Here is a 26616-nt window from a genome sequence, read left to right as displayed (position 1 = left end):
TGGTCTATCCGGCTCCTTTACTACTGCGGAGGTCTCGCCTCGCCCATGTCGCTTCCCGTTCGCCCGGCCTTTGCAGCAAGCGCCCTGCCCCAACTGGTCGACGCCCTGGTCGAGCAGGGATGGTTCATCGGCGAAAGCTTCCTCGACGTCGAGCTGTGTCACGAACTGCATCGGGAGCTTGCGGAAATGGCCGAGCATAAGGCGCTGACTGCCGCCGGCATCGGCCGTGGCGACGAGCACCAGCTGCGCCGCGACATTCGCGGCGACGCCATCCACTGGCTCGACCGCGAGAGCCTGGCCCAGCGCCGCTACCTGGAAGCCATGGGCGAGCTGCAGCAGGAGCTGAATCAGGCACTCTACCTTGGACTGTTCGAATACGAAGCGCACTTCGCCCACTACCCCCCGGGGGCCTTCTATAGAAAGCATCTCGACAGCTTCCGCGGGCGCGCCAACCGGGTGGTTTCCACGGTGGGCTACCTCAACTCGGATTGGCCGGCGGACGGCGGCGGCGAGATGGCGATCTTCGCCGCCGACGACCCCGAGCGGGAAGTGGCCCGGGTACGCCCCGAGGCCGGCAACTTCGCCTGCTTTCTCTCCGAGCACGTGCCGCACGAGGTATTGCCGACCCGCCTGCCGCGGGCCAGCATCGCCGGATGGTTTCGGCGCAACGCCTCGCTGGGCGGCCTGGTGGACCCGGCGCGCTGATGGCAAGCGAGATCGAGGCGCTGCGCGTGCGTCTGGCCGAACTCGAAGCGCGAGCCAGCGAGCTCGACGAGGAGAAGCGCCATTATCAATGGCTGGCCGAGAGCACTACCGACCTGATCTCGCGCCACGCCCGTGACGGCACCTTCCTCTATGCCTCGCAAGCCGCCCGCGACCTGCTCGGCTACGAACCGGAGGAACTGATCGGCGTCTCGGCCTACGACCTGTTCCACCCATCCGATCTTGCCGACCTGCTCAACAAGTCGCCGCGGGTCTACTACCACGACGGTTTCTATCAGCAGACCTACCGTTTTCGCGCCAAGGACGGCCACTACGTGTGGTTCGAGACCACCAGCCGCACTCGCCGCGACCCGGCTACCGGCGAGCTGATCGACGTGCTCTGCGTGTCACGCGACGTAGGCCGGCGCATTCGCGCCGAGGCCAACCGCGAGCGGCTGGCGCGGGTAGTGGAATCGACTACCGACTACGTGCTGTTCTGCAATGGTGACGAACGGCTGTTCTACACCAACGAGGCGGCAAGGCGCTTGCTGGGCCTGCCTCGCGAAGGGCGCGATGCACTGCTCGAAACGGCCTACACCCCAGCCTCGCTGGCGATCCTGCGCGAGATCGTGCTGCCCGCCGTGGCTCGCTATGGCTTCTGGAGCGGCGAGCTGGAGATGCCTGGCCCCAAGGGACCGGTGCCGGTCCTCAGCGTGGTGCTGGCGCACCGCGGCCCCGGCGCCGAGCCCGACCACCTCTCCCTGCTCAATCGTGATATTGGCCTACGCAAGGCCAATGAGGATCAGGCGCGGCGCCACCAGGAGCAGATCGCCCATGCCAACCGCCTGGCCACTACCGGCGAGCTGGCCTCCAATATCGCCCATGAGCTCAACCAGCCCCTGGGCGCTATCGCCAACTACGCCAGCGGCGCGCTGATGCAGCTGCGCAGCAACCCGAGCCGCCCCGCCAGCGACCTGGCCCTGCCGCTGGAGCGCATCGACGAGCAGGTACAGCGCCTGGCACAGCGTCTGCGCCATATCCGCACCTTCGTGCGCAAGGGGCAGACCCGGCCGCGCCCGGTTGCGCTACTCGACGTAGTCGACGCCGCCTGCCGCCTGTGCGAATGGCAGTACCAGCAAGCCGGCATCGCGCTCGATCACGAGCTGCCCGAAGCCCTGCCACGCGTACTGGCGGATCCGGTTGCCCTGGAGCAGGTGCTGGTCAACCTGCTGCTCAACGCGCTGGAGGCAAGCCGACAACGGCCCAGTGCGGCTCGAGTCACTATCCGCGCCCGCCAGAGCGGGCCTCGCGAGGCGACCTTCAGCGTCAGCGACAAAGGCCCCGGCATCAACACCGAGGAGGCGCAGTCGATCTTCGCTCCGTTCCACTCCAGCCGCCCCGAGGGGCTGGGCATGGGTCTGGCGATCAGCCGCTCGTTGATGGAAGCCATGGGAGGAGACCTGAACCTGGCGGACGGTTCCGACGGAGCCACCTTTACCGGTACACTGCTGGCCGAACCCAGCCTTCCCTACCGCCGCCTACCGCCCCGGAGCCAACCGTGACCCAGCCCACCGCCGCCCCCTGTATCGCCGTGGTCGACGACGACGAGGCGCTGCGCGATTCGCTGGCCTGGCTGCTCGACTCCGTGGGGCTGGACACCCGCGCCTTCGCCGACGGCGAGGCCTTCCTCGCGGCGGAGCCCGATGCCTTCGGTGCCGTGCTGCTGGACGTGCGCATGCCGGGGCTCTCCGGGCTGCAGGTGCAGCAACGGCTCATCGAGCGCGGCGATACTGCGCCGATCATCTTCATGACCGGCCACGGTGACGTGCCCATGGCGGTGGCGGCACTCAAGGCCGGCGCCTTCGATTTCATCGAGAAGCCCTTCAACCAGCAGCAACTGATCGACGCCGTGCAGCAGGCCCTGGCCGAGCATCAGCGCCAGCGCGCAGTACTCCAGCGTATCGACACCTTGCGCGAGCGCTACGACGCCCTGCGCCCCAAGGAGCGGGATATACTGGTGCTCGTCGCCGAAGGCATGACCAGCCGTGAGATTGCCGAGCACCTGGCTGTCAGCGCCAAGACCGTGGAGGTGTATCGTCTGCGCGCCATGAAGGCGCTCGTCGCCGACAACCTGGCCGAGCTGGTGCGCATCTGCGTGGCGCTGGGGCTGGTCGAACCTCTGCCAGAGCGAGTAGAGAATGGGAAACAACATTAGCGACACCAGGGAGCGGTTATCATTCCTCGCCGAAAGGGGTCGCGATGATTTGCATGGCATCGAAGCCGAGCCCGAATCCAACAACAGCGGTCTCAAGCCCAGCACTACTGTCAGCGAAGTCATGGTCTTGGGCCGCATCCGCATGACAAGAAGCTTATGCAGGCTCTCCACTATAACTTTGGCAGCGCCCACCATGGCGCCTTTCTCAGCCTAAACTGGGTTCTTTTCACAGGCTCTACTGTTTCGCAGCAGGGAGATTGCCATGCCTCGCTAAATAGAGTGCCCCCAGTATTTGGCGACGCGCCAACCATAAGATCATCGGAGGAAGTAGCACCCACTGCAACAGTGGCACTAGTCCAGTTCCCAGAAGGGGCAGCGCTGGCATCCGCTCGGCGTATTGCCAGCGATGCTGGAGTTCCGTTGCATGCCACTCCAGACCAACCGTGATCACAACGCCTATGGCGATGAAGAGCAAGAGCGAGCACGCATCGGGGCAGAGTAGCCACTGTCGATTTCGGCTCAGCCCAGCCACGACCCAAAAGGCCGCCAAGGCAATGAGCACATCGCCCAGGGTCGCCCGGGTGCATAAGAGAACGGCGTCCCAGTGCGCCATCTCCGGCATCGCGACGAAGAGCGGTACCTGCAGGAACTCCCAGGGGAAATTGAGCAGAAAGGCAAAGAGTGCCACGTTGAACTCCGGCGCGGCCAGCATCCGCTTCAGCCTGTCTGGCCGGGATGGTCCCACTGCCATGTCTGTCTCCGAATAAGGTACAGCTTCGGCCCAGCGCCCAGCGGAACCGCTTGGCTACCGACGAGAGAGCAGTGTTCCATGGTGATTGGTGTTAGGCAATCTTGACGGTATCGGTGCTAAATTCGGCTGCCAACACAGCTCGACTTGATGCGAGTCAACCCTCCCCAGGGCCATTGGGCTACGCTGAAGGCGTTGTACCTCCTCACCTGAGCCATCCCTCCTGGCGCCCAAGCGAGGTAGACCGATGTACGTATCGACCTTTCATGACGTGATCGAGTGGACACGCGCACTGCATGAACACCTGACCCGGTGCCTGAAGCACTGCTCGACGCAGCAGGAAGAAGAGCGTGCCAAGTGGCTGTTGGAATATCTGGCGGACCACGAGGAGGCACTGAAAAAGATCGTCGCCGGTTTCGAGAAGAGGGCCGACCCCAAGGTGCTGAATACCTGGCTCTACGACTATCTTTCCTACGCGCCCATCAAGCCCCACCTGTCGTGCAGTGCGCCCTATGCGGAAATGAGCTTCGACGAAATCTGCCAGGAAGTTTTCGACCTCCATGAGCGGATCATCGGCCTCTATCGCTATCTCGAGGGGCGCACTGAGATTCCCGAGACACGCGAGCTAATCGGTGAGCTCCTGAAGCTCGAAGAGCATGAAGCAATGCGGCTGTTCCACCAGACCAATCGCTCCCGGGACCTCTGATGGCACTGCAACTCTTCACCAGGGGAATTTTCGCGATCTGCACGGCTGGTCGTTGGCCATGGATGAGGAGATAGACACGGAAGGAGCCTAGGCAGATAGCCGGTGAGGAGAGAGGTCTGATGCGATACTCGCTATGGACGATCGTTGCGGTCATTCTGCTAGCCACTGGCGGCTACCTGGGTTTCATCGCGCTTCGCCCAACAGAGCTCCCACCCGGGTTCCTCTACGGCAGCGGCCGTATTGAAGCCACCGAGCTCCGTCTTGCCGCTGAAATCCCAGGACGCGTGGTGGAAAATCAGTTGGTGGAGGGCCAGCCCATCATAGCGGGAGACGAGCTGATTCGCCTGGACGATCGCCTTGTTCGTCTGCAGCAGGCCGAACTCGAGGCGCGCCTGATCGCCGGTGAACAGTCAGTGGTGCGGCTCGAGCGCATGCTCGACACGGCTCGTCACCATCTCGGCAACGCCGAGGCCGATCTGGAGCGGGCGCGCACCCTGCGTCGCTCTGGCACTATCCCCGCGCAGCAATTGGAGCGCAGTGAGGACCGCGTGCGCGAGGCGGCAGGCGAAGTCGAGGGGCTGCAAGCGCAGCGCGCAGAGGCCGCCGCCAATCTGGAGGCGCTTCGGCAGCAACGCAGCCAGCTCGCCCTCCAGCTCGACAAGACGGTGCTGCACAGTCCCATTGCTGCCACCGTGCTGGTCAAGGCCGTGGAGATCGGAGAGGTGGTCGCGCCAGGGCAGTCGCTGGGTGTGCTGGTCGACCTGGACCGCCCCCGACTTAAGATCTACGTGACCGAACAGGTCCTGGGCCGAATCCGGCTCGGCACCCCGGCCAGGGTGCGGGTCAATGCCTTTCCGGACCGCCACTTCGAGGCTGAGGTCAGTGCGATCGACAGCCAGGCGCAGTTCACCCCACGCGATGTCCACCTGCCCGACGAGCGGGCGCACACCGTCTTCGGAGTGACCCTGCAAGTCGCCAACCCCGACGGCGTGCTCAAGCCCGGCATGCCGGCCGATGCCTGGCTTCGCTGGCAGGACGAGGTGCCGTGGCCCGACACCCTGGTCGTGCCACCATGACCGCGGCGATCCGCACCAGCGGGGTGGGGCGACGCTTCGCCGGTCGGCATGTGCTTACCGGGGTGGACCTGGAGATCCAGCGGGGCGAGATCTTCGGGCTGCTGGGCCCGGACGGCGCCGGCAAGACCACGCTCATGCAGCTGCTCGCGGCGATCCTCGATCCCAGCGAAGGTCAGGCGACGGTGCTTGGCTTCGACACGGTGCGCCAGGCGGCCGAGGTGAATGCCCGGGTCGGCTACATGTCACAGGGCTTCACGCTCTATGACCGACTCAGCGTCCTCGAGAACCTGCAGTTTGCGGCCCGCATCCGCGACGTCGAGGCGCAGGATTTCGCCAGCCGCAGTCATGAACTGCTGACCATGGCCGGTCTGCAAGCCCACCTCGACCGGCCCGCCGGCAAGCTCTCCGGCGGCATGCGCAAGAAGCTCTCGCTGTGCGCCAACCTGATTCATGCTCCACTGTTGCTGCTGCTCGACGAGCCCAGCCTGGGTGTCGACCCCTTGTCGCGCCGTGAGCTCTGGCAACTGCTGCGGCGTTACCAGCAGCATGGCAGCACGGTGGTGGTCAGCACCCCCTACATGGACGAAGCGGAATACTGCGATCGACTCGCCTTTCTCGACCAGGGCCGAGTGCTGGCGGTGGATACCCCGGCGCAGTTGCGCGCCCAAGTCCATGGGCGGATCTACGAGATACAAACTGCCAGAAGCATCCGCGTACAGGCCATCCTGCGCGACGCCTCCGAAGTGCTGAATCTACAGTGGCTGGCGGACCGATTGCGCATCCAGTTGCATGTCGGAGCTGAATTGCCGCCAGCCACCTTGGCGCAGCTGGATGGACTCGCCACTCTGACGCCTGCCGAGCCAGGCTTGGAGGAGGCCTTCATCGCCCTGAGTACAGCATCGGCAGCACCACCGCCGCCGATGGCACCGGCCATCATGGAAACGCAGGGTGGCGAGGTACGGGCAGAACAACTCAGCGTGCGGTTCGGGGACTTCACCGCCGTCGACCGGGTCTCGGTCAGTGTGCCGCCGGGCGAGGTGATCGGCTGGCTGGGACCCAACGGCGCCGGCAAGACCACGCTGATCCGGGTTTTCTGCGGACTGCTGATGCCCAGCGACGGCGAGGCCTTCGCCGCCGGCCTTTCGGTGACCCGGCAGGCACGCGCCCTGCGCAGCCGCATTGGCTACATGTCACAGCGTTTCTCGCTCTACCCGGATCTCACGGTGGCCGAGAACCTACGCTTCTTCGCCGGGGCCTACGGCCTTGGCGGCGCACGTCGACGCCAGTCGATCGAATGGGCCAGTGGCATGACGGCCCTGACCGGGATGGAGGCACGCCGTGTCAGTGAGCTGTCAGCGGCGGTACGCCAGCGCCTGGCGCTGGCCTGCAGCATCTTGCACGGCCCGGCGGTGCTGTTCCTGGACGAGCCCACCTCCGGCGTCGACCCGCTCAACCGTCAGCGCTTCTGGCAGCTGATCCAGACCCTGGCCAGCGGCGGCATGACGGTGTTCGTCACCACCCATTACCTGGAAGAGGCGAGCTACTGCCACCGGCTGGGGTTGATGCACCAGGGCCGCCTGGTCGCCCTTGGCACCCTCGAGCAGCTGCGCCAGGCGCTGCGGCTTCCGTCCGATGCCGGCATGGAAGCGGTCTTCCTCGGCCATATCGAGCAGGCGCAGCGGGAGCTGGCATCATGAACCCGTGGCGCATCGCCGCCGTGGCGACCAAGGAGACGAAAGAGGTACTGCGCGATCCGATCACCGTCGGCGTCGCGCTGCTCATGCCGTTGATCATGCTGCTGTTGTTCGGCTATGCGATCACGCTCGATGTCGACGATATCACCCTGGGCGTACTGGATGAGGATCGCACCCCCACCAGCCGCCAACTCACGGAAGCGTTCACGGCGAGCGGCGTCTTCCACCTCGAGCGTGAATTGACCGACCCGCATGCGATGGAGCGAGCCCTGCAACGCGGCGAGATCCACTTGGCGCTGATCATCCCGCCAGGTTTCGAACGCACCCTCGCCCGCCATGAGCCGAGCCCGGTCCAACTGCTAGTAGACGGCACCTATTCCGCCACGGCGACGCTGGTCAGCAGCCATGCATTTGCGATTGCCAGCGGCTTCGGCCATGCAGCGGGGCCGCCGGCCCTGCAGTTGGAAACTCGCGTCTGGTACAACCCCTCGCTCAGCAGCGTGCACACCGTGGTTCCCGGCCTCTATGCGGTGATCCTGATGGCCTTCCCGCCCCTGCTCACCGCGCTCGCTCTAGTGCGGGAAAAGGAAACCGGCACCATTGCACAGATCTATGCCTCGCCGCTCTCCTCCGTTGAGTTTCTGGCCGGCAAGCTGATTCCCTACGCGATCATCGCCTTCGTGCAGATGGCGATGGTGATCGCCGTCGGTTTTCTCTGGTTCGGCGTGCCGTTCCAGGGCAGCGTCACTTTCCTGTTGACGATATCGCTGCTGTACGTGCTCTGTACCCTGGGGATCGGCCTGCTGGTGTCGGCCGTGACCCGCACCCAACTGGTCGCCCTGCTGGCCGTGCTGATCGTGACCCTTATGCCCTCCATCCTGTTCTCGGGCATGCTGTTTCCGATCTTCACCATGCCCTATGTGGTCCAGCTCTACACCCTGGCCTTTCCGGGTCGCTACTTCGTCGATATCTCCCGTGGCGTGGTGCTCAAGGGCGTCGGGTTCGAGATCCTGTGGCCGAGCATCGCCATCGTCGCCGTCTACACCCTGCTGGTCTTCGCCCTGGCGGCCTGGCGGCTGAAGAAGAAGGTGGCCTGATGCGCCTATCGAGCCTGTTGCACAAGGAGCTGATACAGTTCTTCCGCGATCCCGTGGTGCTGTTCCTGATCTTCTGGCTCTACACCATCGAAGTGGTGATCTGCTCCTACGCCCTGGGCATGGAGATGCGTGACCTGCCGCTGGCGGTGGTCGATACCGACGAGAGCCCGGCCAGTCGCCGCCTGATCGATGACTTCATCGCGGGTGGCAACTTCCGTCTGGTGGCGCACCTGCACGATGTCGCAGCGGCCGAGCCGTACCTGGAACGCGGCGAGGCACAGGCGGTACTGGTCATCCCCGTCGATTTCGAGCGTGAACTCTATCGCGGCGGTCAGGCACTGCAGTTCTTGGTCGATGGCAGCAACGCCAACACGGCCGCCGTCGCCCGGGGCTATGCGCTGCAGACGGTGGAGGCCTTCCGGATGCACCGGGGAACACTCGACGAGCGACAGCTAGCGACGGTAGCAGCGCAGCTGCGCACTTGGTACAACCCGGACCAAACCAACGTCGGTTTCACGGTACTGGCGATGATCGCCCTGGCGGGGTTGATGATCGGCGTCGTCCACCCTGCCGCCTCCATCGTTCGCGAGAAGGAGGTCGGCACCATCGAGCAGCTCATGGTCACGCCCATTCGACGTGGCGAACTGTTCATCGCCAAGACCGTGCCCACCCTGTTGATCGGCCTGCTCGCCCTCTTCCCCAGCCTGGCGCTGGTCGGCTGGTTCGGCGTGCCGGTCAGAGGCAGCCTGCCGCTGTTCTTCGCCCTGACCGCGCTGTTTCTGCTCAGTGCCATCGGCCTCGGCGTCCTGGTGGCGGCCGTCTCCCGCACCCTGCAGCAGGCCCTGCTGCTCGCCTTCTTCGGCCTGTTCCCGTTGATGTTCCTGTCCGGCACCATGGTCCCGGTGGATAGCATGCCGAACTTACTGCAGAAGCTGTCGCTGGCCAGTCCATTGCGACACTACTTGGATATAACTCTGGGCATCTTCCTCAAGGGGGCGGGCATGGAGATCCTGTGGCCCCATGCCCTCGCCCTGGTGGCGATCGGTATGCCCCTGTACCTGGCGGCGTGGTTGATCTTCCGACGCTGGCTTTAACCCCCTGCCCCCGCCTCTCGACCTTGCTATCGTTTTCTCTTCCCACCTGGCGGAGTCTGATGACAGCTCCAGGGCTCATGATTGACATTGTCCTTCACGTTCTGGTCGACAAACCGGTAATGCTCTTCCTTGAATCGGGTCCACCAGTCATGACTGATTTCGACAGCATGCTTCTTCAGAATATCTTCTACGCAATCAAGGCAAATTCTCGATGCATCATATGCTAGATCCAACCTTCTTTTGCGTGCGTCGAAGGACACGCTGTCCAGCCCATAAAGCTTGTCGATGTCGGCGACAGCCGCTCGAATCGTACTCTCATCGTCAGGCTCCAGCTTCAAGTGCCGGGTCACCAGATTGATCTCGGATACGCCCAGGCGATGCTCTTTACTTTTCATGGTTACTCTCCTTCTGCAAGATTTTCGCCTTCCGAATTGATTGGCCTATGTATGACCCGGTCTTACCATGATTCTTTCTGGGGATTAACCAGTGGCTTTGAAATTACGCGAGGGATGAACCTGAGGTTTCATCACTGATCCTCCTCGTTCTTGCTCTTGCCGTGGTGCCCACCATGCATGAACAGATGCATCAGCGGACACGCCAGCAAGATGAGAAAAGGAAGAAACTGTATAAAGTGAATCCTGTGCTCGGCCCATAGCAGATACACAACGAAGGCGAGAAAGAGTCCCAGCGGCAACCAGAAGCGTAAGGGCTGCTGACCGCCAGAATCGGCAGAGTGCTTGTCGTGTTCCATGGTTCACCTCGCATGGGGGAGTATGGCCATCTCAAGGGCCGAACTCGACGGACGGCTTGTGTCTTGGCAACGTCGCAGACGTATGCCCTCAGATACGCAGCCGAGCCGTGGCGAGATAAACGGGGTTAGGTGAATGTGGTAAGAGGTTGGACAGTATCGGGCCGCCGCCCACCGCGAGTGGCAAGAATGACAAGGAGAGCAAGCCATGGGGAAGGCCCGAGGCAGTAGTCAGGTTGCGCGAGTCATCTGCCTGTACCTTGCCGAGGCTTGCCGTTATGCCAGGAGAGTGATCATCGCAGTGCTCCGGATGCCGGGACGGCGACTCATCTGCCGCGGCAGGAGTCGCCTGGCTCACCAGCTCGCCCACTCCCACCTGGGGCGAGCACGCATAGGCCACTCCCACCGACCAGGCCAGCAGCCAGAGCAGCAGGATTCCCGGCAACCGGGTGAACAGCGATCTGCGCAGTCCGTAGAGGCTCATCGAGATGTGCCTTTCCTTGCCAAATGAGGTCTGGCGATACGCGAAGACGGTGTATCCACAAACCCAGTATGGCAATGGAAGACGCCAACCTCTTTGATGGAGATCAAGTGCTTGTCATCTGACACTCCTAGAAAAGGATGCGGATGCCAGCCACGAGGCCAGTGTTCTCAGTGGGCTCGCCATGAGTACGTGCCATATCGGCGGTGTCGCCGTAGCTCTTTTCCCAGTAGGCACCGACATAGGGTGCGATCTTGCGAGTGATTTCGTAGCGAAGCCGCAGGCCGCCATTCAACGAGTTCAGGCCACTTCCCAAATGAAACTCTTCGACGTCGCTGCCTGAAGCCACCAGTTCCGCTCGCGGCTGAAGGTAGAGGTGTTGCGTCAGTCGCACGTCGTGTTCGGCTTCCAGTTGCACCCAGGCGTCGCCATCCTCGCTGACCTTGAGGTCGAGGCTGGTCTCGATGAGGTAGGGCGCCGTTCCCTGCAGGCCGATGACGCCATAGAAGCGCTCAGGATGGTCGTTCGAGCCAACGTTGCCCTGATAACCGACACCTCCCTGTAGCTCCCAGAAATCCGAAATCAGGCGGCTGTACCGCAAGTCGAGGGCTTCGAATTCGGCGCCTGCGCCATCGCCCTGGACGTTCTCGCCCTCGCTCTTGAGATAGACCCGGTTGTGGTCACCGCCGTACCAGGCCTCAAAATCCCAAAGCAACGCTTCCTCTACCCCCTTGCCGGGGAAGAGGTACTCCAATCGATCGAAGCCTGCCGCCCAGGCATAATGTTCCGCCATCGGCGAGGGCCAGTCTCCCTGCGCATCGTAGCCATCCTCGGCATGAGCCACCGTGATCGCCAGCAGGGTGAAGGCGGCACAGCTAGCCATCGGTACGATTCTGGTTTTCATGCGAGCTCCTTACGAGACCTTGACGACCCGGAACATGCCGGCATCCATGTGGTAGAGAAGATGGCAGTGGAACGCCCAGCTACCCTCGGCATCGGCCGTGATCAGGGCGGATACCCGCTCACCCGGCTTGACGTTGATGGTGTGCTTGCGTGGGATGAGTTCCCCTGCCCCGTTCTCCAACTCCATCCACATGCCGTGCAGATGGATGGGGTGTTCCATCATGGTGTCGTTGACCAGAATCAGGCGCAGCCGCTCGTCCTTGCGGAAATGGATGGGACCGTTGACCTCGCTGAATTTCTTGCCGTCGAACGACCACATGTAGCGTTCCATGTTGCCGGTCAGGTGTATCTCCATCTCCCGTTCCGGTTCACGCCGGTCCGGCCAGGGGCGAAACGCCTTGAGATCGCGATAGACCAGGATGCGCCGCTCGTCAGGATCAATGCCGATCCCCGCCTGGTCATATTGCGAGCCGGGCTGGGCGTCCCCCGCTGGCAACAGGTCGCCTTCTGAAGCACCAGGCGACGTGTCGTCCTGCATGTCGGAGTGATCCATGCCCGCCATGTTGGTGTGGTCCATGCCCGCCATGCTGGAGTGATCCATGCCCGCCATGCTGGAGTGATCCATGCCCGCCATGCTGGAGTGATCCATGCCCGTCATGCTGGAGTGGTCCATGCCCGCCATGCTGGAGTGGTCCATACCTGCCAAGCTGGAGGGGTCCATGCCCGCCATGTCCGAGTGATCCATGCCGCCATGCGCCCCCATCGCCTCCATGCCCCGGTCGGCGATCCTGCGCCGCTCTGGAACTCCGGCTTCCATGCCCAGGCGAGGCGCCAAGGTCGCGCGCGCGAAGCCACTGCGGTCCATGGATTCGGCGAATACCGTATATGCCATATCGGCCTCAGGTGTGACGATAACGTCGTAAGTCTCGGCGATGGCGATGCGAAACTCGTCGACCGGCACAGGCTGCACGGGTTGTCCATCAGCTGCGACCACCGTCATCCTCAAGCCTGGGATGCGCACGTCGAAATAGGTCATGGCCGAGCCATTGATGAATCTCAGGCGCAGCCGCTCGCCTGGTTTGAATAGCGCCGTCCAGTTCTGCTCCGGTGCCTGGCCGTTCACCAGATAGGTGTAGGTGCTGCCGGTGACGTCGGCGATATCGCGCGAACTCATGCGCATCTGTGCCCACATCGCACGCGAGCGGGCCGTTTCCCGGAAGCCGTTCTCGCGCATGTCGGCTAGAAAGTCCGTGACGGTGCGTTCCTGGAAGTTGTAGTAGCCTTCGGCAGTCTTCAGGTTGCGAAAGATCGCGGCCGGCTCCTCATAGGTCCAGTCGGTCAGCATCACCACATGCTCGCGATCGTAGCGGAACGGCTCGCGCTCTGCGGCATCGATGACGATCGGTCCCGCGTGGCCCAACTGCTCCTGCAAGCCGGAGTGGCTGTGATACCAGTAGGTACCGTTCTGTACCACGGGAAAGCGATAGGTAAAGGTTTCCCCCGGAGCGATGCCGGCGAAGCTGATACCTGGCGCACCATCAACCTGTGGCGGCAGTATCAGGCCGTGCCAGTGAATCGAGGTCGGCTCATCCAGCAGGTTGGTGATCCGCAAGGTGGCATTCTGCCCTTCCCGCATTCGAATCAATGGGCCGGGGCTCGTTCCGTTGATGGTGATAGGGCGCGTATTGCGCCCATTGATCGCCAACGTTTCTCGACGAATGGCCAGGGCGATATCGTTGCCCTCCACCATCCCCTGCGGGTAAGCATTGCTTTGTCCCCAAGGGTCGGCCCAGGCCGGTGCCAGCCTCAAGGTCGCCGCGCCCAAACCGAGGGCGGCCCCGCCCTTGAGAAGTTGTCGTCGGGAAAGAGAGAGATCGGTGATGTTCTTGGCCGTCATGCATGGCTCCTGTCAGGGGAACTCCAGGCGCCATGATGAGATGGATAGCTGAAAGCAGGCTGAATGGTCAGCCCGCTTCGTTCAGTGGGAGCACGATCTCGACCCGTAACCCACCTGCCGGCGAAAGCTCGAAACGCACCTGGCCGGCATATCGCTCAACGATCTGACGCAGGATGGCCAGGCCCAGCCCATGGCCAGGCTGGCCCTGATCAAGCCGAGTGCCACGCCGCCCCAAGCGGTTCAGATCGCCGGATGCAACACCCGAGCCGTCATCCTCCACCAGGATCGCCAGGGAAGCGTCTTGCTGTACTCGGCAATGGATCTGGTGGCGGGCCCACTTGGCGGCGTTGTCCAGCAGGATGCCCAGCATCTCGATGTAATCCTGCCGCTCGACGCTGGCATTGGCGGGTACCGAGGTCTCGATATCAAGCCGGAAACTGCGATGGGGGTAGAGATTCGTGAACATCTCGATGAGTTGCTCGGCTTCCAGTCGGATATTTGCACGCTGCCCTGCATTGGGGCCGGCAATGCGCGAGCGCTTCAGCTCGGTGTCGAGCTGTGCATGCATGTCCTCCAGCCGCCGATGCATTTTTTCCCTGCGCTCCGAGTCGATGGGGCGAGAACCGCGCAGTGCCTGGATAACCGCGGTCAGCGGCGTCTTGAGCGCATGCGACAGATTGGCCAGGGATTCGCGTGAACGCTGTAGCCTTCGCGCATGTTCATCCATGAGGAGACTGAGCTGAGCCACCAGGGGGTCGAGCTCGGAAGGGGTATCGAGGTGCAGCCGTTCGCGCGTGCCCGAGCGCAGTTCGTCGAGCTGCTCGCGTAGTCGGGAGAGCGGGCGCAGCGCGCGGCTGACTGCCATCATGTTGAGCCCGATGAGCAGTATCAGCAGCAGGCCGGCAATGCCGCCCACCCACCAGTGAAGCGACTCCAGTCCAGCCTCCACCTGACCGAAATCCTCGCCAATCAGCAGCACGCCGGAGCGGCTGTCGAATTCAAAGCGTTTGCGGTACACCAGCAGATGACGTTCTCCTGAGGAGATGACGTCCAGCGTTTCGTCTTCACCCTCCAGGTAGGGCAGCAGCGTTTCGAGCCAGCGAGGATGCGATGTGGTGATCTCGCCGTCCAACTGCAGTACGTAGAGATGGTGAAAGACCTGCAATGCGGGGCTCTCCGCCTGCCAGAGCTGCGTCGAGAGTCGCCCTTGGTGGAATTGCAACAGCGTATGCTCCGCCTCCTGACGCAAACGCTCACCGAGAAAGTTGCGCGCCAAGTCGTGCAACAGGATGCCGTGCATCAGCCAGGTCAAGCCCATCACGACAAGTGCCACCCCGCCGAGCCAGGCCAGCAGGCGGAAGCGCAGGCTGCGATGCTCAACGCGACGCAAGAAAATAGCCCTGTCCGCGCCGGGTCTGGATCGCATCCTTGCCCAGCCGGCGTCGCAACTTGGCGACATACACCTCCACCAGGTTCGGGGCAGGTGCGTCCTGCTCCAGGGAATAGAGCTGGTCGAGTAGTCGCGACTTGGACAAGACGCGGTCGGGGTGATGCATCAGGTAACGCAGCAGTCGAAATTCCGTCGCCGCCAACGGCTGCCAACGACAACCGTCAGTGCTGACCTGCCGTCTCTCCTCGTCGAGCTGTATGCCATTGACGCTGAGAATGGCATTCACATGGCCTGTCTGCCGCCTCAAGAGCGCATGCAACCGAGCCAATAGCTCCGCTTCGTGAAACGGCTTGGTCAGGTAATCGTCAGCCCCTCGGCGCAGGCCGGCGACCTTGTCTTCCCAGGTATCCCGTGCGGTGAGAGCGAGTATGGGCAAGCGACGCTCCTGGCCACGCCAGCGCGCGATCAGGTCGAGCCCGGAACCGTCCGGCAGCCCCAGGTCGAGAATCGCCAAGGCATACTCCTCGGTCGCCATCAAGGACTCGGCTGCGTGAATCGTCGCAGCCGAATCGACACGGTAGCCGTTGTCTTCCAGAGTTTCTGACAGGCTCTCTGCCAGCAGGTCATCGTCCTCGAGAAGTAACAGCTTCATCGTGTTCACCCTTGTAGGTCGATTTCCCCCCCCATGCCGGCTTCGTAGTGCCCGGGAATGTTGCAGGCATATTCCAACTGGCTGGTCCCCTCGGGTGCCGTCCAAACGAGCGTGGCGGTCGCACCGGGAGCGATGGTCACGGCGGGCATGTCACCACCATGCTCGCCCTCGGCCATGTCATGGCCGCCATGGCCACCATGATCGCCTTGACCGTCCATCTCTTGCATCATGCGGCGATGCTCTTCCTGCGCCACACGGTCACCGATGACGAACTCGTGCTCTAACGCACCAGTGTTGTGTATTTCGAACTTTACCGTCTCTCCGGGCGCGATGGCCAATGCCTCGGGACCGAACATCATCTCGCTCGCTTCGATCTGAATGACACGATCCACATTCGCCTCGTCAGGCTGGCTTTCGGCCTGGTGACCGGGAGCTGCCAGAGCGCCAGCAGACCAGAAGGTGAATAAAGCTGCCAATATTGTCTTATGCATGGTTGTGTCTCGATTCGTCAGAGGGAAATACGAGAATAGGGCCCCAGCCTGAATGCAAGCTGAAACCCGGAATCGTAGCTAGACCGCCAGCTCCTTCCAGAGCAGGCTCTCTTCCTCGCGGGTTTCCTTCTCGGGTTCAGGCTCGGGTGGCGTGGCCGGCGTCAGCGCAATGACCTCACCACTGGGGTTCTCGAGCAGTTCACGTAGCAGTTCGTAGTTGAGCGGCGTAGAAGGCGCGTCACCATTACGCTCGAGCAGTGCCAGGGTCTCCATCAATGCTGCCATGCCGGCTTCCTGCTCCTTCAGCGGCTCGTAGACCTGGACGTAGGGCATGTCGCCATCCCAGCCGGCCTTGATCGGCTGATTGATCAGGTGTACTTGAGTGCCGACGGGCACGCGCTCGAAGATCGACGCAACATCCTCGGGGAACATGCGGATGCAGCCACGACTGGCGCGCATGCCGATGCCGTCCGGCTTGTTGGTCCCATGGATCAGATAGCCGGGGATATCGAGCATGATGGCATGGCGGCCCAGCGGATTGTCCGGCCCCGGCGGTACCACAGCGGGCGCCTCCTCGCCCCGAGCTGCCGCTTCCTCGCGCACCGAACTCGGTGGATACCAGGCCGGATCCTTGAGATTCATGGTGGTCTTGGTCTTGCCCAGCGGAGTATTGAAGCCCTCCCGCCCGATACCGATCGGATAGGTTTCCACCCGCGGCGTCTCGCCTTCGTCAACCGGGGGGTAGAAGTAGAGCCGCAGTTCGGCGACGTTGATCACGATCCCTTCTCGCTCGACCGGTGGCAGGATGAAGCGGCCTGGAATCACCACCTCGGTGCCCTCGCCCGGCATCCAGACGCTGACATCGGGATTGGCCCGGCGGATTTCCTGGTAGCCCACGTTGTGCTCGCGGGCGATATCGAGCAAGGTCTCCTCTCTTCGCGCCTCGACGGTATAATCTTCACCGATCACATCGCCCTGCTCGGGCAGCGGGTAGTGCCCCTTTGGCCATTCATCGGCGGCCTCCGCATCGCTCCCTTCGGCTGACGCCTCTTCCTCGGCCCAGGCCATGCCGGCCGACAATATCAAGGCCATGAACAACGCCAACCAACGCAGGTACCTCAACGGTCGACAGTTCTCACGAACGGTGCCGTAACATCTCATAACGTTTGCCTCTTGCCTTTCCGCCCTGGGGCGGAGACTGTCCAAATTGGCTTCCATACTATCGATCCTCATGCATTTCGACAGCCTTGGGCTCGGGTACATTTCCGGGTGAGCCGTCAATCGCCTTCTTGGCGTGCAGAGCCGCCAACCCGGGCTCATCGCTAGCCTGACACCTGGACCACAGGATGAGCCCCACGCCAGCGGCTATCATCGGCAGGGTCAACAACATGCCCATGGTCACCCAGCCGAAGGCGATGAAACCGATGTGTTCGTCGGGCAACCGCACGAACTCCACCGCGAAGCGAAAGATGCCATAGAGCAGCAGGAACAGCCCCGAGACCAGTCCGCGCCGCCGCGGTCGGCTAGAAACCCACCACAGCACGACGAACAGCACCACGCCCTCGAGAGCGAACTCGTAGAGTGCCGAGGGATGGCGCGGCTCCGGCCCCATGTGCGGAAACGCCATGGCCCAGGGCAGGTCACTAACGCGCCCCGGCAGCTCGTGGTTGATGAAGTTGCCGATACGCCCGGCCCCCAGACCGATCGGCACCATAGGGGCGATGAAGTCCGTCAATTGGAAAAAGGCGAGCTTCTTCCTGCGGGCAAACAGCAGCGCCGCCAGCAACACACCCAGCAGGCCGCCATGGAAGCTCATGCCCCCTTCCCAAACGCTGAACAGCCAGAGTGGGTTGGCCAGGAATTTTTCCATTCCATAGAACAGCACATAGCCCAGACGCCCGCCGACTACCACGCCGAGAGCGGCGTAGAACAGCAGGTCACCGATGTCGTCGTGGCTCAGGCCGAGGCGATGCGCCCGGCGGCGGCCCAGCCACCAGGCAGTAACGAACCCCACCACGTACATCAGGCCATACCAGTGAACTTGCATAGGGCCAATGGAGATGGCCACCGGGTCGATGTCGGGATAGTTCATAAAAGAATCCTCGTCGCCTGGTGCATCATGGTCTGAAGTCGACCAGGTCGCACCCTTGCGTATTCGTCCAGGATATCCGTGATACGGCGGAATCCTTGCAGCGTTGCCGCGCCACCGCTTGTGCAAGCGTCGGTAGAACCCAGGAACATTCGATCACGCGCGAGGAGGACGCTCCGGGCGGTCGCGGGGAGTATGGAGAGGCACCTCTTCGGTGGCCCAACGGGGCTCGAGCGAGCGTGGGGCAGAAGAATAAAGCATCGGTGCGCTGTTGCAGACAGGGCAGGGAGCGGTACAGGCAACCTTCTCCCCCGGATGCGCCTGGTTAGCGTCGCTGTCGGGCAGCGAGGCCTGGTCGGGCATCGAGTAGGCCTCCCCTTGGCAATCGTCGCTTGCGCTCCAGGCACTCGTAACCATCTGTGGCAGCGCCAATGCGATACCGAGCAGCAGGCAGAGCAGCCAGGAGACGGAACGGGAGTGCATGTGTATTCGGACAGCCAGTCAGTGCCAGGGTCGGCGCCTAGTCTTCCACGCTCGCTGCGTAGCCGCAAGCCCGTCCTTGTAGCCGAATGAAGCCCCCTACAAGATCAGAAGCCTAGGTACATCGCATAGCCCGATGAGAGGCACTTGGTTGATGCAGGTCAATGCCAGCCCAGCGGGATCAACTATTCTGAACTTGCCTATCACGCCGGAGCAACATGCCATGCATCAGCAGGCAGCCTTTGTCCCACCACAATCGTTCACCCGTTCCGAGTGGTGTTGCGGCTGGCTTCTCAGCCTGTTGGTGCTATCGGTGGCGATGTTGCTCAGCGTGCAGGCCATGGCGAATCCAGAGCCAGCTTCACCGCACCTCGTTGCCGCTGACAGCCATTCACAAGCAAGCCCGACATCGTCCGATCCTCATTGCGAACACGATCATAGCGGACAGCAAGACGTGGAGATAATGCAGCGCGCAGAACGTCTGGATGTCGTTGACTGCCTCACTCATCGGCCTGACCCCGCGGTGACACCGCTATTGGTCGTCACCATCATTGGCCTGCCAAACGCCGCCCCTACACTCGCCCACCCACCGCTCTATCTGTTGACGCAGCGCCTGCGTCCCTGATCTTTCGCACCCTTCCCAACTTCTGGTGATTCCGGCGACATCCACTGGATGTACGTCAATCTCGGCAGCACACATCGAGCATTCACGCTCACAGGAGAACGATGATGAACATGCGCAAACACGCTATTGCCATGGGCCTTGCTCTGGCTATCGGTAGCGCCCTCCCCGGTCTGGCTCTTGCCCAAGGGATGGGCCAAGGAGGCGGTATGATGGGCGGTGGCATGGGCCCCGGCATGATGGGCGGCCAGGGCGGCTATGGCCCAGGCATGGGCCCCGGCATGATAGGTGGCCAGGGCGGTTACGGCCCAGGCATGGGCCCCGGCATGATGGGTGGTCAGGGCGGCTATGGCCCGTGCATGGGCCCCGGCATGATGGGTGCTCAGGGCGGCTATGGCCCCGGCATGATGGGTGGTCAGGGCGGCTATGGCCCCGGCATGGGCCCCGGTATGGGCCCCGGCCTCATGGGTGGTCAGGGTGGCTACGGCCCAGGCATGGGCCCCGGCATGATGTGGGGCGGCCAGGGCGGTTATGGTCCTGGCATGGGTCCCGGCATGATGGGTGGTCAGGGCGGCTACGGCCTAGGCATGGGCCCCGGCATGATGTGGGGCGGCCAGCACGGTTACGGCATGGGCATGGGCCAGCTTCTCGACCCAGAGCAGCGTGAACAGATGCAGTCGCTGGTGCAGGAGCATCGACAAAAGCAGTTTGGACGCATGGACGAGATGATGGAGCTGCGCGGTGAACTGTATGACCAAATGCAGCAAATGAGCCCTGACCCCGAGGAGCTCAAGTCACTGCATCAGCGGATGGCGGAAATCGAAGGTGAGCTTCTAGCCGAGCGAGCTCGCCTCCACAACGCCATGCAAGATCTACTCACCGAAGAGCAGCGGCAGCAGCTGCAGGGGTGGAAACCCCAAGGGCAACGTCAGTAGGCCGAGCCACAGTCCGGCCAAGAACGCAATCGCAACATCACAACTTGGAAAATATGGCGGGCCAGCGGGCCCGCCAGCAGCAAGCAAGAAGAATGCTCATGAACCTGGGCAAGCCCGCTCTCGCACTCGGACTATCCCTGGCCATGGGGCTGGCGGTATCGGACGCACCATGACCCTGGGTGCCGCGACAGAGGACTTGCGATGAACACCATTGCGAAGACCAAGATCACCCTGACCGTGCCCGGCATGGGCAGTGACCACTGTGCCGGGATCGTACGCACGACCCTCCAGCGCCTGAACGGTGTGGAAGAGATCCAGACCAATATTGCCAACCACCATGTCAGCGTCAGTGTTGACCCGAACGGACCCGACGGCGATGTTCTGAAAAAGGCCGTCGAAGGTGCCGGCTACGACGTCGCAGCGGTGAACGGCCAGGCCGAGGAGGACGGTGAAGCCGATGCCGCCATCGAAGAAGGATACCTAAGCCAGGCCCGCAAGCGGCTATGGATCGCCGGCGTACCCACCACGCTGATCATGCTCCTGATGGTACCGCACATGTTCTGGCAGCCGATTCCCGGCTACCTGGCCATCGTCGCCCTGCTCGCCTTCCCGGTGGTATTTCTCCATGGCGGTGCGGCCACCCACCGGTCGAGCTGGCGCTCGCTGAAGAACGGCACCTTCAACATGGATGTCCTGATCTCCATGGGTAGCTTGCCTCCTTACCTGATCGGTCTGATCGGCTTCGTCTATCCAATGACTTCTTTCATCGAGATGGCAGCCACCATCATGACGTTCCATCTGCTGGGTCGCTATCTCGAGGCATTGGCCAAGGGCCGCGCCTCACAGGCCATTCGCCGCCTGCTGACCCTCGGCGCCAAGACGGCCCGAGTGGAGCGTGACGGAGCAGAGGTCGAGGTGCCGGTGAAGGAGCTCGAACCGGGCGACATCATGATCGTGCGCCCAGGTGACAAGATCCCCACCGATGGCGAGGTGATCGACGGCGAAAGCCATCTCGACGAGTCCATCGCCACCGGTGAGTCGATACCGGTTTATAAAGGCACCGGCGACAGTGTGATCGGCGCCACCATCAACAAAGAGGGACGGCTTCGCGTCAAGGCGACCCGGGTCGGCGGCGATACGTTTCTCTCTCAGGTAGTCCGCCTGATCGACCAGGCACAAGGCTCGCGGGTACCCATTCAGGAGTTCGCCGATCGCATGACCGGTCGCTTCGTCCCCGTGGTACTGGGTATCTCCCTGGCCAGCCTGGTCGCCTGGCTGCTGTTTCCCGATGCCTTGCGCCCCGTCCTCGATTGGGGTGCGAATTTCCTGCCCTGGGTGAATCCCGATGCCGCCACGCCGGTACTGGCCATACTGGCCGCTATCGCCGTACTGGTCATCGCCTGCCCCTGTGCCCTTGGGCTCGCCACGCCCACGGCGCTGATGGTGGGCTCGGGCATAGGTGCCGAGCGAGGCATTCTGATTCGCTCCGGCGAGGCGATCCAGACGTTCAAGGACATCAAGGTCATGGTGCTCGACAAGACCGGCACCATCACACGCGGTGAGCCGAAGCTGACCGAAGTGGTCGCCGCCGAAGGCGTCGATGAAAACGAGCTGCTCACGCTGGCCGCCAGCGTCGAGAATGCCTCGGAGCACCCCATCGCCCGCGCCATCGTCGACGGCGCCGCGGAGCGTGGGGTGAAACCCGGCGAGGTGAGCGAGTTTCGCTCTACCGGCGCCCGAGGCGTTTCCGGCAAGGTCGATGAAAGGCACGTGCTGATCGGCAATCGCCTGCTGCTCGAGGAACAAGGCATCGACGGGCTGGAGGCGCTGGACGAGACCCTGCGGGGGCTCGAAGGCAAGGGTCGCACCGCCGTCATCGTCGCCGCCGATGGCCAGGCCGTGGGCATCGTGGCTGTGGCCGATACCCTCAAGCAGGAGTCGGTCGAAGCCATACGCGGGATGCACGATCTCGGTCTGCACGTAGTGATGATCACCGGCGACAACGAGCGTGCTGCGCGGGCCGTGGCTGCGGAGGTCGGCATCGACGAGGTCCAGGCCGGCGTGCTACCGGAAGGCAAGGTCGAGGCCATTCGCAAGCTGCAGGAGAAGTACGGCAACCACGTGGCCATGGTGGGTGACGGCATCAACGACGCTGCGGGCCTCAAGCAAGCCAACGTCGGCATCGCCATCGGCGCCGGCGCCGAAGTGGCCATCGAGGCCGCCGACGTGACCTTGGTCCGCGGCGAGCTCACCGGTGTGGTGGAGGCCATGCACCTCTCCCGCGCCACCTTCGGCAAGATCGTGCAGAACCTGATCTGGGCCAGCGCCTACAACGTTGCCGCCATCCCCATGGCCGCCGCCGGCCTGCTCCATCCCATGGTGGGAGTGATCGCCATGACGGCAAGCTCGCTATCGGTGATCGGCAACTCGCTGCTGCTCAAGCGTCGCTACGCTCGCACCCAGCCCCAAGGAGATGTGTCATGAACCGCATTGGCTCCCATTCCCGGCCTCCGGGTAGTCACCACCAGGATAGCCCGGACTTGGTTGACCAGCCGCAGAGGTCCCGTCCGAAAGGGTTGCACGCCTGGATGATGCCCCTCTGCCTGATACTCATGGGAAGCGCCTTCCTGCTGCTCATGTGGCGCGGCGAGGCGGCCGGAGGCGTCTGGCTGTTGCTGCCCATGATGCTGTGCCTGGGCATGCATTTGCTGATGCATCGCCCCGGCCATCCTCCAGGCAAGGAGTGAAGGGAACTCCACTCCTTGCGCTGGGTCATTGAAGCGAGTGGACGAGATAGGTTTCAATGCAAGGGCAACATCACGAGGACGGGGACGTTCCATGAGAGCAGTCGGCAGGTCGATTCAGAGCAGACACCAGCAAGGCATTCGCTGCCTGGCGCTTCTGCTCGCCCTGCTGCTGGCGCTGAGCAGCCTGTCGACTCACGCGGCCATGGATAGCCACCAGGCCGATTGCGGTGTTGCCTCATCCATGCAGCAGTTCGATGACGATAGCTCGAACGATTCGCGCTGCTCGGCCTGTAGCATGGTGCCCCATCTCGGCAGCTTGAGCGCCGTCGAGCCCCCTTTCCCGGCCATTGCCCCGGCGCTGGCCATGACCGACCGCAGGATGCCGCCTCCGCGGCGCCCTCCCAGACCCTGAGAGCGAATGCGGGCATCCTCCAGGACTTTGCCTGCGCCTGACGTCCCCAACGTTCTCAAGGAGTCTCGTCATGATGACCAACTGTTTCGCCCTGATGGGCAGCATGGGCTGGCTAGGCTGGCTAATGCCGCTGGCCGTCCTGTCATTGCTGGGGCTAGGCGTCGCCGCCCTGCTCAAGTACCTGTTCGCCTCAAACCACACCGTCTTTCGCAATGGAGCCAACTCATGAACCGTCGCGTAACTTCACTGCTGCTTTCCGCCAGCCTGCTGATGGGCGCCACCTCTGCCGTTCATGCCGCCCTGCCCGAGGAAGCCACTCTGTACAAGAACCCGCAGTGCGGCTGCTGCGACGAGTACGCGCGCCAGCTCGAGGAGCGTGGGGTCTCGGTCACCATCGTCGACGATGAAGACATGGGCAAGATCAAGCAGGAGGCCGACCTGCCCTACGGCTTGGGTTCGTGTCACACCATCCTGATGGGCAACTATGTCATCGAAGGGCATGTGCCCTTCGAGGCCGTGGAGAGGCTGTTTCAGGAGCAGCCCAAGATCGATGGCATCGGTCTTGCCGGCATGCCCATCGGGACGCCCGGCATGCCGGGACCGAAGCGGGATGACTGGAACGTATACCAGTTCACCGACCAGGAAGCATCGCCGTTCATGACGCTGTGAGGTTCTGCCGTGCGCCGGCCTCGGTCGGCGCACGGCAACGTTCCCGCCCCACCTCCTCACGGCTCAGTATTGGCCGACGGGATCGACCAGCAGGCGGTAGCCAATGCCGGCCTCGGTCTGCAGCAATTGGGGCGAGTGTGGATCGTCACCCAGTTTATGACGCAGTTTGCTGATGACGATACGCAGGTAGTGAGTGTCGTGGGTATGTGACGGGCCCCATACATGGCGCAGCAGTTGGGTCTGGGTCACTACCCGGCCGGCATGTCGTGCCAGTTGGTCGAGTACGGCGTACTCCTTGGGCGTAAGGTGTACGGCCCTGGTTGCCAGCGTCACGCTGCGTGCTGCGAGATCGATCTCGAGCTCTGCACGCCGCAGACGTAGCGTACTCGAACCGACTCCCACCGAATCCTGCTGTCGCAGCAGGGCGCGTATCCGCGCCAGCAGTTCCTGAATGCCGAACGGCTTGGTGACGTAGTCGTTGGCACCCGAATCCAGTGCGCGCACCTTCTCTACTTCCTGCTCGCGAACCGATACCACGATCACCGGCATCTGGCTGATCCGGCGTAGCTCGTCGAGCACGCGCTGCCCCTCCATGTCCGGCAGGCCCAGGTCCAGCAGTACCAGGTCCGGAACCTGGCTGGCGACAAGCGCCAGCCCCTCCTTGCCCGTTGCCGCCTCGCTTACGGTGAAATCCTGCGACACCAGGCTGATACGCAGGAAGCGTCGAATCTGCGGCTCATCGTCGATGACGAGTATATGGCGATGTTCAGTCGTCATCGTGCGTGTGCTCCTCCTGCGCCACCGGTAGATACATGACGATTGTCGTGCCCTGCCCATCGGGACCGGGCAAGGCCTTAATGCTGCCGCCGTGGGCACCCAGCATGCCGCGGCAGATGGCCAGTCCCAGGCCGCTGCCGTGGCGCCCACGGTCACCCTCGCCACCGGTGAAGAACATGTCGAATACTTCCTTGCGCTGCTCCGGAGGAATACCTGGCCCTTCGTCGGTGATGCGGATCTCCAGCCATTCACGGGCTTCATCGAGCCGGGCATGAATCCTCACCCGGCCGTCTGCCGGAGAAAAACGCACGGCATTATCGATGACGTTGACCAGAGCTTGTTCGATCAGTGCCGGATGAACGTAGAGTAGCGGTAACCCTCCGGCCCCCTCGCGTTCGACCCGCACCGTTTCCAGCGAAGCGCCCAGGCGTTGCAGCGCTGCAGTTACCAGATCGTCGAACGAGACCCAGTCGCGCTCGAGCTTGAGGCTGCCATGGCCCAGCCGGGTCATGTCGAGCAGGTTCTGAATATAGCGGTTGAGACGCTCGCTCTCGGATAGGATGCCATCGAGCAGCTCGCGTCGATCGGCACGGCTGAGCTGTGGCTCGAGATCTCTCAGCGAGCTGGCCGAACCGATGATCGAGGCGAGCGGTGTACGCAGGTCGTGCGATACCGACGACAGCAGCGCCGAGCGCAGTCGCTCGTTCTCCTCAGAGAGGCGTGAAGCGCCAAGTTCGGCGACCAACCGCGTACGCTCCAATGCCATACCGAGCTGACGCGTCAGGGTGGTGATCAAGGTTTCCCGATCGGGGCCAAGCGGACGCTCACGCACGGCAAGCTCCAGCCCGACGATACCCAGAATGCGCTCCTGTTCCACTAAGGGAATGAAACGCCAGCGCAGCGAGGACTGCGTTGCCGTGCCGATACCGCTCGGCTTGCGCTGCTGCCAGCTCCATGCCGCGGCGGCCTCTTCAGCCGCGCCAAGCCGGGCGTTCGCCGGTACGGCAACGCGCACCGCCAGGCCGCCTTCCGCTGCATCATCATCGAGGAATACCACCGGTACACCCAGCCAGCGCTCCAGAGTGGTGACGCCGACGTCACGTACCTGCCCCCGGTCGGTGGCAACCGAGAGGGCACGGGAGAAGGTGAGCAGCCGGTGGCTTTGCTCGCGACTGCTGCGCAGCGCCATCAGGCGGTGTCGACCGCTGCCCGCGAGCTGGCCCACTACCACCGCCACCAGCAGAAAGAAGATGACGGTCAGCAGTTGCTCGCGCTCGACCATCGCCAATGAGAAACGCGGTTGTGTGAACAAGAAGTTGAAGGCCAGGAATCCCAGTGCAGCGGAAACCATGGCGGCGCGGGTGCCCGCCAGGGTGGCGCTGGCCAACACTGCCGCGAGGAAGATCAACGACAGGTTGGCCAGTTCCAGCCAGAACTCGAACGCCCAGGCCACGACCAAAGCCACGATAAAACTGCCCGCCACGACCCCGCCTTCACGCCAGCCCAGCGGTTGGCGCCGACGAACAGGGCGGAATCGGCGCCGCTGACGGGCCTCGGCAACCACCACCAGATCATAGGCACCACCATAGCGCAGCAGCCTTTCTGCCAGCGGCCGACGCCAGAAGCGCCAGCCCGAAGGGCGCGTACGCCCCACCATCAGCGATGCAACGCCCTGCTCCACGGCATATTCGTGCAATTCCCGAGCACGCCCCGCCCCTTGCAGGATACGTACCTCTCCACCCAGCCGATTCACCAGGGCAAGGACCTGATCCAGCGCCAGCCGCTGCCTGGGCCCTGCCCGGCCGTTATCAACGTGCACGGCTCGCCAACGCACTCCCTCGCGCTGCGCGTGTCGGTGCGCTGCCCTCACCAGAGCGGTATCCTCCTCGCCACGCCCGCCCAGGGCGACCATCAGCTGCGGACTTCGCAAGCCTACCGAGTCAAGCCGGGTCTCATCCTGCGGCATTGGTTGATACATCGATACGCCCCTG

The 26616-nt window shown here is 63.1% G+C and carries 29 protein-coding genes; 15 read left to right on the top strand and 14 right to left on the bottom strand.

Annotation, left to right across the window (positions count from 1 at the left end; translation table 11 throughout):
- The first annotated feature begins 45 nt into the window (after positions 1-45).
- From HNO52_RS06480 to HNO52_RS06470, 3 genes are read left to right on the top strand one after another with little or no spacing between them, the layout of a single operon-like run.
- Entirely contained in the window at positions 46-705 is a 660-nt protein-coding gene (locus tag HNO52_RS06480) for a 2OG-Fe(II) oxygenase (RefSeq protein ID WP_197568358.1), read from the top strand.
- A complete protein-coding gene (locus HNO52_RS06475; RefSeq protein ID WP_197568357.1) occupies positions 705-2264 on the top strand; it encodes a PAS domain-containing sensor histidine kinase in 1560 nt (519 codons plus the stop codon). Before HNO52_RS06480 ends, HNO52_RS06475 begins: the two co-directional genes overlap by 1 nt.
- The gene (locus tag HNO52_RS06470) at positions 2261-2917 is read left to right on the top strand and encodes a response regulator transcription factor (RefSeq protein ID WP_197568356.1); all 657 of its coding nucleotides are present in this window, start codon (positions 2261-2263) and stop codon (positions 2915-2917) included. Before HNO52_RS06475 ends, HNO52_RS06470 begins: the two co-directional genes overlap by 4 nt.
- Positions 2918-3152: 235 nt before the next feature.
- On the opposite strand, the gene HNO52_RS06465 is transcribed toward HNO52_RS06470, so the two are convergent.
- Entirely contained in the window at positions 3153-3668 is a 516-nt protein-coding gene (locus tag HNO52_RS06465) for a hypothetical protein (RefSeq protein ID WP_197568355.1), read from the bottom strand.
- A 244-nt stretch (positions 3669-3912) separates the two neighbouring features.
- Here HNO52_RS06465 and HNO52_RS06460 point away from each other — a divergent pair, with 244 nt between their 5' ends.
- The 5 genes from HNO52_RS06460 (at position 3913) to HNO52_RS06440 (ending at position 9332) form a co-directional block, all read left to right on the top strand.
- Positions 3913-4371, top strand: a complete 459-nt coding sequence (locus HNO52_RS06460) for an ATPase (protein ID WP_197568354.1) — start codon at positions 3913-3915, stop codon at positions 4369-4371.
- 119 nt (positions 4372-4490) lie between these two features.
- On the top strand, positions 4491-5447 hold the full coding sequence (locus tag HNO52_RS06455; protein WP_197568353.1) for an HlyD family secretion protein: 957 nt from the start codon (positions 4491-4493) through the stop codon (positions 5445-5447).
- Entirely contained in the window at positions 5417-7144 is a 1728-nt protein-coding gene (locus HNO52_RS06450) for an ATP-binding cassette domain-containing protein (RefSeq protein WP_197568352.1), read from the top strand. Before HNO52_RS06455 ends, HNO52_RS06450 begins: the two co-directional genes overlap by 31 nt.
- Positions 7141-8238 (top strand): ABC transporter permease, encoded by a 1098-nt coding sequence (locus HNO52_RS06445; protein ID WP_197568351.1) that lies wholly within the window; start codon positions 7141-7143, stop codon positions 8236-8238. The genes HNO52_RS06450 and HNO52_RS06445 overlap by 4 nt, the downstream gene beginning before the upstream one ends.
- Positions 8238-9332 (top strand): ABC transporter permease, encoded by a 1095-nt coding sequence (locus tag HNO52_RS06440; protein ID WP_197568350.1) that lies wholly within the window; start codon positions 8238-8240, stop codon positions 9330-9332. The genes HNO52_RS06445 and HNO52_RS06440 overlap by 1 nt, the downstream gene beginning before the upstream one ends.
- Positions 9333-9358: 26 nt before the next feature.
- Here HNO52_RS06440 and HNO52_RS06435 read toward each other — a convergent pair whose 3' ends face one another.
- From HNO52_RS06435 to HNO52_RS06385, 11 genes are all read right to left on the bottom strand, one after another.
- On the bottom strand, positions 9359-9727 hold the full coding sequence (locus tag HNO52_RS06435; protein ID WP_197568349.1) for a cation transporter: 369 nt from the start codon (positions 9725-9727) through the stop codon (positions 9359-9361).
- 131 nt (positions 9728-9858) lie between these two features.
- Positions 9859-10083 carry a DUF2933 domain-containing protein gene (locus tag HNO52_RS06430; RefSeq protein ID WP_197568348.1) on the bottom strand — a complete coding sequence of 75 codons (225 nt, stop codon included), beginning with the start codon at positions 10081-10083 and terminating at the stop codon, positions 9859-9861.
- An 88-nt stretch (positions 10084-10171) separates the two neighbouring features.
- The gene (locus HNO52_RS06425; RefSeq protein ID WP_197568347.1) at positions 10172-10564 is read right to left on the bottom strand and encodes a hypothetical protein; all 393 of its coding nucleotides are present in this window, start codon (positions 10562-10564) and stop codon (positions 10172-10174) included.
- A gap of 127 nt (positions 10565-10691) precedes the next feature.
- A complete protein-coding gene (locus HNO52_RS06420; RefSeq protein WP_197568346.1) occupies positions 10692-11465 on the bottom strand; it encodes a copper resistance protein B in 774 nt (257 codons plus the stop codon).
- 9 nt (positions 11466-11474) lie between these two features.
- The gene (locus HNO52_RS06415; RefSeq protein ID WP_197568345.1) at positions 11475-13361 is read right to left on the bottom strand and encodes a copper resistance system multicopper oxidase; all 1887 of its coding nucleotides are present in this window, start codon (positions 13359-13361) and stop codon (positions 11475-11477) included.
- Positions 13362-13428: 67 nt separating this feature from the next.
- Positions 13429-14751 carry an ATP-binding protein gene (locus HNO52_RS06410; RefSeq protein ID WP_232090617.1) on the bottom strand — a complete coding sequence of 441 codons (1323 nt, stop codon included), beginning with the start codon at positions 14749-14751 and terminating at the stop codon, positions 13429-13431.
- Entirely contained in the window at positions 14738-15403 is a 666-nt protein-coding gene (locus HNO52_RS06405) for a response regulator transcription factor (protein ID WP_197568344.1), read from the bottom strand. Before HNO52_RS06405 ends, HNO52_RS06410 begins: the two co-directional genes overlap by 14 nt.
- Positions 15404-15408: 5 nt before the next feature.
- Positions 15409-15894 carry a cupredoxin domain-containing protein gene (locus HNO52_RS06400; protein WP_197568343.1) on the bottom strand — a complete coding sequence of 162 codons (486 nt, stop codon included), beginning with the start codon at positions 15892-15894 and terminating at the stop codon, positions 15409-15411.
- A 78-nt stretch (positions 15895-15972) separates the two neighbouring features.
- Entirely contained in the window at positions 15973-16986 is a 1014-nt protein-coding gene (locus tag HNO52_RS06395) for a L,D-transpeptidase family protein (RefSeq protein ID WP_442907118.1), read from the bottom strand.
- Between the two features lie 127 nt (positions 16987-17113).
- On the bottom strand, positions 17114-17986 hold the full coding sequence (gene lgt / locus HNO52_RS06390; RefSeq protein ID WP_197568341.1) for a prolipoprotein diacylglyceryl transferase: 873 nt from the start codon (positions 17984-17986) through the stop codon (positions 17114-17116).
- Positions 17987-18139: 153 nt separating this feature from the next.
- Positions 18140-18466, bottom strand: coding sequence for a hypothetical protein (locus tag HNO52_RS06385; RefSeq protein WP_197568340.1), 327 nt, complete (start codon positions 18464-18466; stop codon positions 18140-18142).
- Between the two features lie 151 nt (positions 18467-18617).
- Here HNO52_RS06385 and HNO52_RS06380 point away from each other — a divergent pair, with 151 nt between their 5' ends.
- The 7 genes from HNO52_RS06380 to HNO52_RS06350 all read left to right on the top strand — a co-directional run bounded on the left by HNO52_RS06380 (position 18618) and on the right by HNO52_RS06350 (position 23848).
- Entirely contained in the window at positions 18618-19088 is a 471-nt protein-coding gene (locus HNO52_RS06380; RefSeq protein WP_197568339.1) for a hypothetical protein, read from the top strand.
- A gap of 104 nt (positions 19089-19192) precedes the next feature.
- A complete protein-coding gene (locus tag HNO52_RS06375) occupies positions 19193-20020 on the top strand; it encodes a Spy/CpxP family protein refolding chaperone (protein WP_197568338.1) in 828 nt (275 codons plus the stop codon).
- 201 nt (positions 20021-20221) lie between these two features.
- Positions 20222-22504 carry a heavy metal translocating P-type ATPase gene (locus HNO52_RS06370; RefSeq protein WP_197568337.1) on the top strand — a complete coding sequence of 761 codons (2283 nt, stop codon included), beginning with the start codon at positions 20222-20224 and terminating at the stop codon, positions 22502-22504.
- Complete coding sequence (locus HNO52_RS06365) at positions 22501-22767, top strand: hypothetical protein (RefSeq protein ID WP_197568336.1); 267 nt, start codon at positions 22501-22503, stop codon at positions 22765-22767. Before HNO52_RS06370 ends, HNO52_RS06365 begins: the two co-directional genes overlap by 4 nt.
- A gap of 91 nt (positions 22768-22858) precedes the next feature.
- Complete coding sequence (locus HNO52_RS06360; protein ID WP_197568335.1) at positions 22859-23179, top strand: hypothetical protein; 321 nt, start codon at positions 22859-22861, stop codon at positions 23177-23179.
- A 70-nt stretch (positions 23180-23249) separates the two neighbouring features.
- Entirely contained in the window at positions 23250-23408 is a 159-nt protein-coding gene (locus HNO52_RS06355; protein WP_197568334.1) for a hypothetical protein, read from the top strand.
- Complete coding sequence (locus tag HNO52_RS06350; RefSeq protein ID WP_197568333.1) at positions 23405-23848, top strand: DUF411 domain-containing protein; 444 nt, start codon at positions 23405-23407, stop codon at positions 23846-23848. Before HNO52_RS06355 ends, HNO52_RS06350 begins: the two co-directional genes overlap by 4 nt.
- A gap of 63 nt (positions 23849-23911) precedes the next feature.
- Here the strand turns inward: HNO52_RS06350 and HNO52_RS06345 are convergent, their stop codons facing one another.
- Together HNO52_RS06345 and HNO52_RS21000 are read right to left on the bottom strand one after the other, a co-directional pair.
- A complete protein-coding gene (locus HNO52_RS06345; RefSeq protein ID WP_197568332.1) occupies positions 23912-24625 on the bottom strand; it encodes a response regulator in 714 nt (237 codons plus the stop codon).
- Positions 24615-26603 (bottom strand): ATP-binding protein, encoded by a 1989-nt coding sequence (locus HNO52_RS21000; protein ID WP_232090616.1) that lies wholly within the window; start codon positions 26601-26603, stop codon positions 24615-24617. Before HNO52_RS21000 ends, HNO52_RS06345 begins: the two co-directional genes overlap by 11 nt.
- Positions 26604-26616: the final 13 nt, after the last annotated feature.

Source organism: Halomonas sp. MCCC 1A13316 (assembly GCF_014931605.1).
GTDB lineage: Bacteria > Pseudomonadota > Gammaproteobacteria > Pseudomonadales > Halomonadaceae > Halomonas.
The sequence above is the reverse complement of the archived record's forward strand: the minus strand, read 5'-3'. Positions and strand labels throughout refer to the sequence as shown.